Here is a 12,520-nt window from a genome sequence, read left to right on the forward strand (position 1 = left end):
ATGCGGTCTTGCCGCCAGGCTGGTTTTTTATCGCAACGGGTGTCATCCCTATGCCGCTGATCAAGACGGCGGCCATCACGCTGAATAGTCGGAAGTGGGGCGATGCAGATCGGATCGTGACGTTCTATACCAAGGAGATGGGGAAGGTTCGCGGGGTGGCGCGGGGGGCTCGTCGGATGAAGAGCCGGCTCGGCGCATCGCTAGAGCCGCTCACTATCTGCCATCTGAACCTGTTCGAAAAGTCCGGTGATTCTCTCTTTCGAATTTCTCAAGTCGATCTCGTAGAGCCGTTCATGAGATTTCGAGAAGACCTGACGCTCATGACCGCTGCCGCCAGGATGGTCAATGTGGTCAGTGCTGTGACACCGGATGGGGATCCTGATCTGCCGCTCTTCGAGACACTCGAGCAGGGGCTGCGCGCCTTAGTTGCGAGCCAGGATCCGGCGTTGACCGCGCTATTGTTTCAGATTCGTCTGCTGGGCCTTATTGGATTTCGTCCTGAGACCAATCATTGCACGGCGTGCGGAAAGGGCCGGTTAGTGGGAGAACCTCAGTTCTCGCCTCTCTCAGGGGGCCTGGTGTGCGTAGTTTGTGCTGCACGACAGACCTTCCGCTGTTTGCCGCTCTCGCGAGGGAGTTTGGCTTTTCTGCATCAGGCGTTGCGACTTGCACCTGCAATGGTCGATCGCTTGAGGGCCGCAGGGCAAGTCAGGTATGAGGTGGAGCGAGCGGTCGAAGGCTATGTTACAGTCGTGGCAGGGAGACAACTGCCTCCCGTGAATTTCTTGTCGTATCCGTCATGAACTTGACCCGCTGATTCATTGTGAAAGGGAGTTGCCTGTCATGACAGAGGTCTTGTGTGAACCGAAAGACATGGCCTGGGTCGAGAAGGGTGTGTTGGGCATCGAATGGAGCGACGGGCACAAGGCTGTCTACCCCGTTCGGTATCTCCGCCAGCAATGTCCCTGTGCCGCTTGTGTCGACGAGTGGTCTGGAGTCCGCCGTTTGCAGCCGGACGATGTCCCCATCGTCATCATGTTGCAGGATGTGCAGCCGGTCGGACGGTATGCGCTGCAATTTACGTGGAGCGACGGTCACGACACAGGGATTTACTCCTATGCCCTCCTTCGGCGGCTGTGCCAGTGCGATATCTGTCAGCCTGTGAAGCCGAGTGAACCGAGGAGCCGACGTCTGCTGTGAGAGACTATACTGGTATCAATGCCACTTCTTGTGGTGTTCCTCGGTTCCTGAACCTCAATGGTCTGAGACTCTCGAACTGGGCCGTGGTGGCGTTGGTGGTCGCTCTTGGATCGGCATTTGGCTGCAGCGGGATGCCGTCGTTGGAAGAACAAGAGCGCCATGTGCGAGAGAACGAGTTGGTGCTCCATCAGTTGACCCCGCGCGCGTTTGTCGGGGCATGGGGCGCACCGACGTATCAGCATGCTGAGTTCATGCAGTTCTTCGGTATGAATGATGATTCGCTTATGCCACGGTCGAGATTGGCGAGTGGAGAACCGCCACGAGGGTGGGAGGTTGATATTGAAGCCGGCGATGCGCTGTTTCTAGCTTATCCCGATCGCGGGTGGCTGGTGGTGTTTCTTGAGGAACGGCTTGTTTATCGCGAAGCGCTGACCGCGGCGCAGCTCCATACCTTGGGTCGTAGTTGGCAGCATGAAGATAAGTTTCGCTCCAGATTTGAAGTGCCAACTGCTCCATAAATATCTGTGTCCTGTGGGCCTCCCGTGACCAAGTATCCATTGAATCTCCTCATGGTTTCCTCAGAAGCGGTTCCCTATGCCAAGACCGGCGGGCTTGCTGATGTCGCTGGCGCGTTGCCTCTTGAGTTGGCAAAGCTCGGGCATGACGTCATCCTCTTACTCCCCCACTATCGTTGCCTGAATGAGTCAGGGCGATCCTTCCGTCCGGTCTGTCGCCTCCAAGTGCCGACTCCTCAGGGGCCTGTCGACACGCTGATCGAAGAAGATGTCATTTCCGTCGGTAGCGAAGGTCGCCACGTCCGTGTATGGACAGTCCGAAACGAGGCCTTCTTTGATCGGCCCGGGTTGTACGGAGATCGCGGCGCTGATTATCAGGATAATCTCGACCGGTTTGCATTTTTCTGCCGCGTAACGATTGAGGTGATCGCCTATCAGCACATTGTGAACCAATGGAAGACCCATCTCCTCCATCTGCACGATTGGCAATCGGCGTTGTGTGCAGTCTACCTCAAGACCATGGGGCAAGACCGGCCGGAGATTCAGGGTGTGTGCACTGTACTGACGCTCCACAATGTAGGGTATCAAGGGGTGTTCCCTGGAGTGCAATTCGAGAAAACCGGGCTACCGCAGTTGCTGTTTACGCCTGCGGGGCTTGAGTACTACGGTTCCGTGAATTTGCTCAAGGGGGGAATCGTCTTTGCCGATTTTGTGACGACTGTGAGCCCGACCTATGCGCGAGAAATTCTCACGCCCGAATGTGGCTTTGGGCTGGAGGGTGTATTGCACAACCGTGCGGACCAACTCTTGGGCATCTTGAACGGGATCGACATCGATCGATGGAACCCAGAAACTGATCCCTACCTTCCAGCAAATTACTCAGTGACCGATCGCTCGGGGAAGTTGCTCTGTAAAAAGGCGCTCCAACAAGAGTTCCATCTTCCTGAAACATCGGTTCCGTTGCTTGGCGTGATTGCACGGCTGACGTCGCAGAAGGGGCTAGATCTTGTGGCGGCCATCATTCCACAATTAATGGCGATGGATTTGCAATTGGTGGTCTTGGGAACAGGCGAGCCGGAGCTGGAAGCTATATTTCAGGCGCTTCAGGTGCGCTATCCGCGTCGCATGGGACTTCGTCTTGGCTTTGATGAAGGTCTTGCGCATCGCATCGAAGGTGGGGCAGATGTATTTGTGATGCCTTCACGCTATGAGCCTTGCGGATTGAGTCAGCTCTATAGTCTCCGTTACGGAACTGTTCCTGTTGTGAGAAAGACGGGTGGGTTGGCAGATACGGTCGTGCCATTGACCGTCCAGGCTCAGCAGGCTGGGCAGGCAACAGGGTTTCACGTTGAAGAGGATACGGCAAGCGCTCTTCTGTCAGTATTGAGTCGAACTGTGGCGATGTATCAGGATCGATCGATGTGGGAGCATTTAGTTAAGGCAGGGATGAGCACGGATGTGTCCTGGGCTCGTTCGGCGAACGCCTACGATCACCTGTTTGTGTCGCTGGTTAAATAGGGCCTCCGCTGGGGCGTAGGGGAGAATAGCTAGCACCGCGAGTGAATCGACTAGGGAAGGTTGAGTGTAACCTCAACGATGTTCGTCTCAAGCTCAGAAAGCAAGGTCTTCGCCTGCAGGGTGTAGTAGGCATACTCAGTTTGGGGCTGGTAGCTCAGGACAGTCCTGAGAAGGTCTTTGGCGACATCAAGCTTTCCTGCCTCCATGGCAGCAGAGCCGGCCCGTAAAGAGCAGGCTGCAGCCATTGCTTTTACATCTACCGCAAATCTGGCCGCAGGGGTCGAGACCAACTTCTCAAGTTTCACTGGTAGGGGAAGAACGAAAGATTCCTGAGCTAGCGAATGGTTCGCCGCGCTTGTTAATGCGAGCGCATCCTCTCTCAATTGGTCGATGCCGGTGCCGGTTTGGCAACGGGAGTAGGTGCCCCAAAGGCTCATGAAGCTTCCGTTATCGATGACGGCTGTTTTTACCGGTTGGCCAGTCTGACAGCCGGCTACTACGATTAAGAGGCTTATGAGTATGAGCTGAGTCGTTTTCATGCTACCCCTGATGATTGTCCTGCTATTGAGTTGCTCTCAACCTTCTGGTATCGGAGCAATGCAATCGATAGGCCAAAAACTAACAATGTAAGGTAATGATTTTATTTAATAAAATGCCATGCTCGAAATGTTCGTATGTGTTGAAGAAAGCGCACTGTGTGATTTTAGTTGCAGGTTACTGTGGCAGATTATGAGTTAAAGATATGAACGAGGATACCTGTCCTGGTCGTGGAGTTCGTTTTTCTCATGATGTGTTTGATGTGTTCTTTCACTGTCTGCTCAGTAATCTGAAGCGCATTCGCGATTTCTTTATTCGTCCAGCCCTTTGCCAGGTGCTCAATGACGGATTGCTCGCGATTGGTCAATTGAAACTTTTCCTTGGCTTGATCGGTATTGAGCTGTTGTCGCCTCGCCAACTCCTCTAATGTGACCACGAGTCTCGCATATTGGACCCCACCGCGATCAGGGAGGCCAAATCCCCGCAACAGGATGGGTTGTTCAGGATTGCCTGCAACACGTTTGATTTCGAATTGTTCCCAGTCCTTTGCCTCAGTGCGAACATGGAGCGCCTTGATAATTTCCCCGCAGAGTTCTGTCAGGGCCGTAGGCAAGACTCCATGGGCAGACTTCAGGCTCCCTCCACCATGTTCGGCTGCATTGATTTGTTTTGATAGTTCCGAGGCTTGCCGATTCATATGTAGGAGTTGCATGGACGCCGAGAGGACAACAATCCCTGCGCCTGCCCGTTGATCGGCAAGAGTGTCTGTCGGGTCTACGGGCAGTGAGGAATCACTCATGGAGGAGGGATACTTTCGCGGTTATTTCAAGAACAATGCTAGACAATCCAATGCTTTCTGTTAAGGTAGCACGTAGACATCGAGAACGTAACTATAGAGTGGAAATAGTACCTAACCCTTTAGGGGGAGTCAACACCCACCTTTGGAGAAGCGAGTCCTACATCGTCGGTATTGTCCCTCACTCGATGCCTTTCTATACTCTCCCTACAGAGTCAAGGCGTTCGGATAAACCATGAGGGCATCCGGCGTTGTCAGTAGAAAGAGCACGACGGGCAAGGCTCTTTTCTCGCGGGGCTGGACTCGGTGTTGGTGTGAAGATCTTTGCAGCAATTAATTTCGTAGGGGGGATACAGTGGGACAGAATGAGTGGGAATGGCCAATCGCGACGGATTTCCAGAAACACCACGATCGAGCGGCGCTCTTGCGTCCTATCCCCTACGAGATGACAGCCCCGGTGAACGATCCGCTGGCGGTTGCTCACAGGGGGAAAGCGCTGTCGGTCAATATTAGCAGCGGAGGTATGCTCATTTTGATGGATCAAGCCCCAGCGATCGAACAGGTGATGAAGGTCTATGTGCCGACACCTATCACTGCGGCAGAGACTCCGACACTCGCAGAAGTGCGGTGGACGAGGAAGTTACCGTTTGGTAAAAATAGTGGAGTGGGTCCCTATTTCGTCGGTCTCAAGTTTATGTTCTAGGCGAGATTGCAATGTGAGCTCGAGGGGCGGAGACCACACTGTATGCGCAGTATGATAGTGTCGATTCACTACATGAGGGCAGTGATGAATATGATGATACGTAGTATTGCGATTATGGGTATTATCCTGGCGATGACAGCGGCAACGGCATTGGCACAATCGAAGCCGTCCGCAAGTAACCCACTCCAGGAGTCGGCACATGAGAAGGCGTCACTGATTGTGACGACCGATTATATCCTCGGACCGGAAGACGTATTAGAAGTTACGGTATGGCGGAACGTCGACCTTTCAAAAACGGTGACCGTACGTCCCGATGGGAAAATTTCTCTTCCGCTTATCGGTGATGTATCTGCTGTGGGTAAAACGACGGTGCAATTGGCTGAGGATATTTCTGGTAAGTTAAAGGAATATAAGGAAAACCCCCAGGTGTCCATTCTTGTGAAAGAAGTGAATAGCTACGCGATTTATGTGCTCGGAGAAGTGGCACACCCGGGAAAGTTTCCGCTGAAGAGTAAGACTACCTTGTTACAGGCCGTCACAGTTTCCGGAGGTTTTACAGCTACAGCAGCGAGAAATAAGATCGTCGTGTTTCGCTTTGCCAAGGATGGCGCGAGCCAAATTAAGATAAAGGCAAGCTATGATGACATCGTGTTGAGAGATGGGTCGAATCAAAATATTGAGTTGAAACCGGGTGATCAAATTGTTGTGCCGTCAGAGACAATGGTGCTCGTGCCATGATGTGCAGGAGGGGCGGAATGATATCTGCTATGTGCATTGATTTGATGAGAAAGACTCTTTGCGTGTGTGTGATGGTGGGAGTTTCGCTCCTGCTTGTGGTTGCTTGTGTGGGAATCCCTAAAGAAGCGTTAGACGAAGTCAGTCGGCCTCTCCCGAAGGATTTCCTCCTCGGACCTGAAGATGTTGTGGAGGTAATGGTGTGGAGAAATCAGGATTTGTCTCGTACGGTAGTGGTACGGCCAGATGGAATGATTTCTCTCCCTCTAATTGGAGATGTGCAAGCAAGCGGTCTGACAGCATCGGGAGTGAGTGAAAAGATATCTAAGCGATTATCAGAATACAAAGAAAACCCGTCCGTATCTGTCAGCGTGAAGGAAATTAATAGTTACTATATTTATGTTGTGGGGGAATTCGTACATCCAGGAAAGTATCCGCTGAAATCTTATACCACGGTTCTGCAGGCAGTGTCGTTAGCCGGAGGGTTCACTCAATATGCTTCGAAGAATCGAATGGCAGTTATGCGGACCATTCGTACTGGAGCAGTGGATGAACGGCATGTACGCATTCCTGTTCGCTATGATGATTTGGTAATGGGAAAAGGGGAGGTCGGAAATTTCAGGCTTTTGACAGGGGATACCATTGTTGTGCCCTAAGGTCTTTGCATCCATGGTCCCCCTGTCGCGCTTGCTGGTCGTCGCCGTGGTCGTCTTTCTTTTGGCGTTGACAAATACGGTGTCGGCGCAAACAAGAAGTGATGGAAGTGAGCAGACCTCAGGGACTTCACAGGACGCTTTCCGCCGACCGATTGCTCCAGTGAGCGCACCTTCGGCGGGATCTCCCGCTCCGGTGATTCCGTTTGTAACTATCTCTGAGCGGTTTGATGACAATGTCTTGTTTACCCCGACGAATAAAATGCAGGACTTTGTGACGAATGTCACGGCTGGTGCGCGGCTTAATTATAGGGACGATATGGTTGATGGGACTTTTCGCGGAGGTCTTGTCTCTGAGGTGTATGTACGCAATCCTGGATTGAATTACATTGGGGCTAATGCGGCACTCACTGCTGTTTTGGACAATGCGGTGGGAAAGGTGGTTCGCGGTTTGGGGCTTAGAGTCAGTGATGCAGTGTCCTATAGCCCTAGGTCGCAGGCCTTTATTACGCCAGAAGCGCCTGTGAATAGTTTCATCAATGGCATTCAAGCCTTCAGAAATAATACTCTTACGAATGCCACAAATGTGCTGAGCACGTATGCCCTCAATCCATTGGATCAGGTTAGGGCGTCCTACTCATATCAGATGATCAGATTTTTCAACGATCAGCCAGTTTCTGGTGCTGTCGGTGGTTTGTTTAACTCGGATGTTCACACGCTCTTGACAGGGGTGGAGCATCAGCTCAATCCTTCTGATTCAATTGGAGGATCCTATCAGTATCAGCAGATGGCATTCGCCCCAAATACCGGTGGTCCATCAGCGATGGTGTCTGTTAACAGTGCCATGGCAACATGGAAGAATTCAATTTCTCGAGAGCTGAGGATGGAAGTGTCCCCTGGTGCTTCGATCTTGTCTAGTCTCCCCGGACAACCGCAATGGACGCTGCACACAAGTTTGACGTGGAGTGACACGAGAACAGCCGCGGGAGTTTCATTCTACAGAGACATTTTCCCTGGCTTCTTTTTTGCTGGGTCTGCCATTAGGACAGATGGGGTGACCCTAACTCTTTCGAGAATTTTAACTAGTCAGTGGACGGTAGGCGCTCAGTCAGACTATGCGTCTAGCCGCTCTCTTGGGGCGGGGAGTGGAAACCTTCAATTTAAGTCTTTCGGTGAGCGGGCCTTTCTGAATTACACTTTCTACCCTGGGCTAATTGCTAGTGCGAGCGCAACGTACAATCATTTTACTTTTGGTCAGGTGGGCTCTGAGAATCAGTTGAGTCGTCAGACGGTTACGCTTACGCTCACTGCAGAATGGAATTAATGATGAACTCGTCTACCGAACTTGGCATTCATGACTATATCGGTTTAGTCCGTCGCCGGAAATGGTTGATTCTTTCAGTTGTTACAGTCGCAATGGCTATTGCGACTGTCTTGTGCGTTATCCTGCCGAAAAGCTTTCGTTCGACAACAACAATTCTTGTCGAAAGCCAGAAGATCCCGGAGAGTTATGTAAAATCAGGGGTCGAAGGTACGATTGAAGGTCGAATTAATTCCATTCAGCAAATTGTCATGAGTCGATCATTGCTAACCAAGATTGCCGAGGACTTTAATTTTTTTCGTCCGGATACATCCCCTGAAGAGCGAGAGTCTATCGTAAGCGGCATGCGGAAAAGCATTAGGGTGAATACAGCCGAAACAGGACATGTAAAGGGGCGAAATACAATTGAAGCATTTTCCATTTCGTTTGCTAACGAAGACGCGCTCACTGCCATGAAAGTAACCGAGAGATTTGCCGAACAGTTTATTGAGCAAAACTTGAAGTTTCGCGAGCAGCTTCTGGAGGGGACCTCTAGCTTTCTTGCACAAGAACTGCGTTTAGCCGAGGCTAAGCTTGAAGATCAGGAGCGGTCGATCAGTGAGTTTAAGCGTAAGTTTATGGGGGAACTGCCTCAGCAGATGGAGGCGAATCTCAGGAGTTTAGACCGTCTACAAATGGACGTGAACTCGACGCGTGAAAATATTCAGACGGCTATGAACAGAGTTGGCATTCTTGAGAAACAGGTCAATGAGGCAGTCAGTGGTGCGAGAACTCAAGGGGCAACGGAGTCAATATCCACGAATCAAGGGCGTGTCGGCGACCCCCTGATCTCACGACTTTCAGAGCTGGAGCGTACACTGACCACGCTTTCAGCTGAGTATCGCCAGACGTATCCTGACATTGTGCAGGCTCGTCAGGAGATTGAAGCGGTAAAGGATCAACTGGCTCTCAAGTATGGCGTCTCGAAAGATGAAGTTAAAGCAGGGTCGGCTAAGTTGATAGATCCGGTGCTTCGTGACCAGATGAGGCAGCGAGATGAAGCGAAGAATGAGCTTGAAGTTTTGAAGGAACGGCTTCGCCGTCTGATCGAGCAGGTTAAGCAATATGAGGGACGAGTAGAACGGGTTCCTGCTCGAGAGCAGGAACTCATGATTTTGATTCGCGACTATGACAATATGCAGAAGAACTATCAGTCGCTGCTCGACAAGAGTCTGAACGCCCGGCTGGCAGAGAATTTGGAGAAACGGCAAAAAGGGGAGCAGTTTCGCGTTCTTGATCCAGCCAATCTTCCTGCCACACCTGAATCACCTAATCGCCTTTTCATTCTTCTCGGAGGCCTGTTTGTTGGCTGTGGGATTGGCTTTGGGGCTGCGTTTGGGATTGACTTACTGCGGCCATCATTTAGACGCCCGGAGGAAGCGGAAAGCTTTTTAGGGCTCCCCATACTCGCTGGAATTCCTTCCTTTAGTACATTGCCTGGTGCCAAGTGGAGCCTGCCGGTTTCTCCGGCACTTTCTACTCCACTCACCCAAGACGAGAAGAATAGAAAAGCTCTCCAGCTTTCTTATGGGAGAAAAGGCCAAAATGGGTCTGGCTCGACGGCACTAGTAAAAGGAGCGTCTGCTCAGGACGATGCCTCATGGAATCTTATTTCCAAGTGGTGGCCAAACTCCATGATTGCGGAACAGTATCGAGTCGCTGCGACGCGGCTGGCGCTTATGTCGACGGGGCAGCAGCATTCGGTTGCTCTAATTACAAGCTCTCTGATGGGAGAGGGAAAAAGTTCCACGGCCATCAATCTTAGCCATGTGTTTGCGCAGGGATTGGACAAGAAGACTCTGATCATTGATTGTGATCTTAAGCGACCTGCGGTAAGCAAGTATTTAGCAATGCCTTCCGGTCCTGGATTAGCTGATTATTGGGCAGGCACCCATACGATTGATGAATGTCTTCATAAGATGGGAGATATTCCATTGTGGGTGTTACCCGCAGGGACTCGGAGTGAAAAAGTCATCGAGTTATCGAAGGTTCGCCAACTCGAGCAATTGCTCGACGAGATGCGCCCTCGGTTTGACCAAATCATTCTTGATGCTCCGCCCGTATTCCCATTGGCAGATCTCAACTTTCTGTCACGCATGGCTGATGTGATGGTATTTGTGATTCAGGCGGGAAAGACGAGCCGTGATGTGGTAGAGAAAGCGATGAAATCTTTACGTCCACAATGTCAGGTTGGGATTATTCTTGCCGGCGTTGAATCGATGAGTATTCCCTCCTATCAATGCCATTATGATGACCCAGTTGGCGCTCGGTATGTCGAAGGAAAGTAGAGATGGAGAAAACTACTGCTGTGATCATTCCCAGTTTGAGGGAGATTCCCGTTCCTAGTCGAAGGCGGTACAGCCTTAAACGGCGCGTGGTCATTCTTGGTTGTGGCCAGCTTGCTTCCGAGGTGTATCATATCCTTGTGACAAAACGACGAATGACTGTGGACGTGGTGGGCTTCATCGATCGAGAACCCTCGCAAGTGAGCTCCCACTTAGGGAATCCCCAGATCATTGGTACCTATGAGAACCTCTGCGAAGTGGTTGAACGGTTTCAAGTTCATACTATTGCAGTATGTGTAGAAGATCGACGGTCTGTTCTTCCGGTTCAAGCCCTGCTCGATTGCAAAACCATCGGGATCGAGGTGATTGACGGGCATCAAATGTATGAGGAGGAGTCAGGGCGTCTATCAATCGACCAACTTCGACCGAGTGCCCTCATCTTCTCCGCAGGCTTTCAGCGGCGAGTCTTGACGATGGGGTTGAAAAGGGCGGTAGAAGTGGTGCTTTCGGCCATTGGTATGGTGCTGTTGCTGCCAGTATGTATTCTGATTGGCCTTCTTATCAAGATGGATTCGCCTGGCCCTGTTTTTTACAGGCAGATGCGTGTCGGGCTGCGCGGTCAGCCGTATATGATCTGGAAGTTTCGCTCGATGTATAGCGACGCAGAAAAGAGTGGCCCACGATGGGCGGAAAAGCAGGACCCTCGAATATCCCGAGTCGGCCGTATACTCAGGAAGTTGCGGATCGATGAACTGCCACAGCTCTATAACGTGCTGAGAGGAGAGATGAGCTTGGTCGGTCCACGTCCTGAGCGACCGGTATTTGTCGATGAGCTCAGAAAGAAAATCCCTTACTATGATATTCGGCATACCGTTCGACCCGGGGTGACGGGATGGGCACAGACGCAATTTCGCTATGGATCGACTGCTGAGGATGCACATACCAAGCTGCAGTACGATTTGTATTACGTGAAAAACATGACCCTAGCCTTGGACTTTCGAATATTGACTGAAACAGCCAGAGTTGTTCTGCTTGGGGAAGGGGCCCGTTAGGAGCAATGAAGCCACAACCAAGTCGAGTACATGCGCTCTCCTTTGATGTAGAAGAACATTTCCAAGTCGCGGCATTTTGGTCGACGATGAGGAGGCGCCAGTGGGACAATTATGAAAGCCGGGTGGAGCGGAATGTCGAGAAAATTCTCTCGATCCTCTCGACTCATGGGGTTCATGCAACATTTTTCGTGCTTGGATGGGTTGCCCAAAAACATCCGGAGCTTGTGAGGACTATTGCGAGTTATGGTCATGAGATCGCCTCTCATGGTTTCGGACATGAATTGATTACCTCCCAGACGCCGGGTCTATTTCGGGAAGATGTTCGCAACAGCAAAGACATCCTTGAGAATATAATTGGTGGGCCGGTCCACGGCTACCGGGCCCCGTCTTTTACCATTACATCGGAAACGAAGTGGGCGCTGCCCATACTGGTTGAGGAAGGGTATGTCTATGACTCAAGTATCTTTCCCATCCAGCATGATCGCTATGGGATGCCTGGGGCCAACCCCTGGTGCCATCTCTTAGAGACCCAGGCTGGTGCTCTATGGGAAGTCCCTCCATCGACATTACGAATGGGACCAATTCGTCTTCCGATCGCAGGCGGTGGGTATTTTCGATTGTATCCATATCAGATTTTGCGCAGTTTTCTCACGCGTGCCGCTACTGAGGAGCAGCCACTCGTCATGTATTTCCATCCGTGGGAGCTTGATCCAGATCAGCCGAGAATGGAAGGATCGTTGGTGTCGAAGTTTCGCCATTACTTGAATCTTCGGAAAACGGAATCTCGCTTGCAGCAATTGGTGAAGGACTTTAGGTTCGCGTCGATACGAGAAGCCGTTGACACAGTTGGTGTGGCCTGCGCCGATAAAGAGCAAGCTCTTGGGTTAGAGGCAGCTGGGGGTGTTCCCTGCCTTGCGGAGAAGACTCTCAATCGCTGAGCCTATGCAGGCGCTTGGCATATGGCATATATAACCGCATCAAGAATATGCAGTGGGGTCCGGAGCTCTGATAGGCTGGATTGAGGTTCTCTGTCCACGGGTCAGGAAGACAAGCACCTTAGGCAAAGATGCAGTCTGTCGTCACGCCGTTATTTTCAGGCTATCTCTTCGCTAGATCCTGTCTCTTGAGGTCAAGACTCGTCATGTATGTCACAGGTGCGTAGAACC

At 51.5% G+C, this 12,520-nt stretch carries 13 protein-coding genes; 11 read left to right on the forward strand and 2 right to left on the reverse strand.

The window, feature by feature from the left end; genetic code table 11:
- The first annotated feature begins 50 nt into the window (after nt 1–50).
- From recO to glgA, 4 genes are read left to right on the forward strand one after another with little or no spacing between them, the layout of a single operon-like run.
- Complete coding sequence (gene recO, locus Q8N00_07815; protein MDP2382698.1) at nt 51–803, forward strand: DNA repair protein RecO; 753 nt, start codon at nt 51–53, stop codon at nt 801–803.
- Nucleotides 804–843: 40 nt separating this feature from the next.
- Nucleotides 844–1,200 (forward strand): DUF971 domain-containing protein, encoded by a 357-nt coding sequence (locus Q8N00_07820; GenBank protein ID MDP2382699.1) that lies wholly within the window; start codon nt 844–846, stop codon nt 1,198–1,200.
- On the forward strand, nt 1,197–1,718 hold the full coding sequence (locus tag Q8N00_07825; protein ID MDP2382700.1) for a hypothetical protein: 522 nt from the start codon (nt 1,197–1,199) through the stop codon (nt 1,716–1,718). Before Q8N00_07820 ends, Q8N00_07825 begins: the two co-directional genes overlap by 4 nt.
- A 51-nt stretch (nt 1,719–1,769) precedes the next feature.
- A complete protein-coding gene (glgA, locus tag Q8N00_07830; GenBank protein MDP2382701.1) occupies nt 1,770–3,233 on the forward strand; it encodes a glycogen synthase GlgA in 1,464 nt (487 codons plus the stop codon).
- A gap of 50 nt (nt 3,234–3,283) precedes the next feature.
- Here glgA and Q8N00_07835 read toward each other — a convergent pair whose 3' ends face one another.
- Both Q8N00_07835 and Q8N00_07840 read right to left on the reverse strand, forming a co-directional pair.
- Nucleotides 3,284–3,772, reverse strand: coding sequence for a hypothetical protein (locus Q8N00_07835; GenBank protein ID MDP2382702.1), 489 nt, complete (start codon nt 3,770–3,772; stop codon nt 3,284–3,286).
- A gap of 188 nt (nt 3,773–3,960) precedes the next feature.
- Nucleotides 3,961–4,569 (reverse strand): LuxR C-terminal-related transcriptional regulator, encoded by a 609-nt coding sequence (locus Q8N00_07840; GenBank protein MDP2382703.1) that lies wholly within the window; start codon nt 4,567–4,569, stop codon nt 3,961–3,963.
- A gap of 352 nt (nt 4,570–4,921) precedes the next feature.
- Here Q8N00_07840 and Q8N00_07845 point away from each other — a divergent pair, with 352 nt between their 5' ends.
- The 7 genes from Q8N00_07845 (at nt 4,922) to Q8N00_07875 (ending at nt 12,292) form a co-directional block, all read left to right on the forward strand.
- A complete protein-coding gene (locus tag Q8N00_07845) occupies nt 4,922–5,269 on the forward strand; it encodes a PilZ domain-containing protein (protein ID MDP2382704.1) in 348 nt (115 codons plus the stop codon).
- Between the two features lie 84 nt (nt 5,270–5,353).
- Entirely contained in the window at nt 5,354–6,007 is a 654-nt protein-coding gene (locus Q8N00_07850; protein ID MDP2382705.1) for a polysaccharide biosynthesis/export family protein, read from the forward strand.
- A 17-nt stretch (nt 6,008–6,024) separates the two neighbouring features.
- Nucleotides 6,025–6,660, forward strand: coding sequence for a polysaccharide biosynthesis/export family protein (locus Q8N00_07855; GenBank protein ID MDP2382706.1), 636 nt, complete (start codon nt 6,025–6,027; stop codon nt 6,658–6,660).
- A gap of 13 nt (nt 6,661–6,673) precedes the next feature.
- A complete protein-coding gene (locus tag Q8N00_07860) occupies nt 6,674–7,981 on the forward strand; it encodes a hypothetical protein (GenBank protein MDP2382707.1) in 1,308 nt (435 codons plus the stop codon).
- Entirely contained in the window at nt 7,981–10,305 is a 2,325-nt protein-coding gene (locus tag Q8N00_07865) for an AAA family ATPase (protein ID MDP2382708.1), read from the forward strand. Before Q8N00_07860 ends, Q8N00_07865 begins: the two co-directional genes overlap by 1 nt.
- Nucleotides 10,306–10,307: 2 nt before the next feature.
- Nucleotides 10,308–11,354: a TIGR03013 family PEP-CTERM/XrtA system glycosyltransferase gene (locus Q8N00_07870; GenBank protein MDP2382709.1), complete on the forward strand. Its 1,047-nt coding sequence runs from the start codon at nt 10,308–10,310 to the stop codon at nt 11,352–11,354.
- A 5-nt stretch (nt 11,355–11,359) separates the two neighbouring features.
- A complete protein-coding gene (locus Q8N00_07875; protein ID MDP2382710.1) occupies nt 11,360–12,292 on the forward strand; it encodes a DUF3473 domain-containing protein in 933 nt (310 codons plus the stop codon).
- Nucleotides 12,293–12,520: the final 228 nt, after the last annotated feature.

This window comes from Nitrospirota bacterium, from assembly GCA_030684575.1.
GTDB lineage: Bacteria > Nitrospirota > Nitrospiria > Nitrospirales > Nitrospiraceae > Palsa-1315.

Excerpts from the sequence above, each read along its gene's own strand:
- Q8N00_07855 (MDP2382706.1), top strand. The coding sequence starts at position 6,025 with ATGATATCTGCTATGTGCATTGATTTGATGAGAAAGACTCTTTGCGTG.
- Q8N00_07840 (MDP2382703.1), bottom strand. The coding sequence starts at position 4,569 with ATGAGTGATTCCTCACTGCCCGTAGACCCGACAGACACTCTTGCCGAT.
- glgA (MDP2382701.1), top strand. The coding sequence starts at position 1,770 with ATGGTTTCCTCAGAAGCGGTTCCCTATGCCAAGACCGGCGGGCTTGCT.
- recO (MDP2382698.1), top strand. The coding sequence starts at position 51 with ATGCCGCTGATCAAGACGGCGGCCATCACGCTGAATAGTCGGAAGTGG.
- Q8N00_07850 (MDP2382705.1), top strand. The coding sequence starts at position 5,354 with ATGAATATGATGATACGTAGTATTGCGATTATGGGTATTATCCTGGCG.
- Q8N00_07820 (MDP2382699.1), top strand. The coding sequence starts at position 844 with ATGACAGAGGTCTTGTGTGAACCGAAAGACATGGCCTGGGTCGAGAAG.
- Q8N00_07875 (MDP2382710.1), top strand. The coding sequence starts at position 11,360 with ATGAAGCCACAACCAAGTCGAGTACATGCGCTCTCCTTTGATGTAGAA.
- Q8N00_07860 (MDP2382707.1), top strand. The coding sequence starts at position 6,674 with ATGGTCCCCCTGTCGCGCTTGCTGGTCGTCGCCGTGGTCGTCTTTCTT.
- Q8N00_07865 (MDP2382708.1), top strand. The coding sequence starts at position 7,981 with ATGATGAACTCGTCTACCGAACTTGGCATTCATGACTATATCGGTTTA.
- Q8N00_07870 (MDP2382709.1), top strand. The coding sequence starts at position 10,308 with ATGGAGAAAACTACTGCTGTGATCATTCCCAGTTTGAGGGAGATTCCC.
- Q8N00_07835 (MDP2382702.1), bottom strand. The coding sequence starts at position 3,772 with ATGAAAACGACTCAGCTCATACTCATAAGCCTCTTAATCGTAGTAGCC.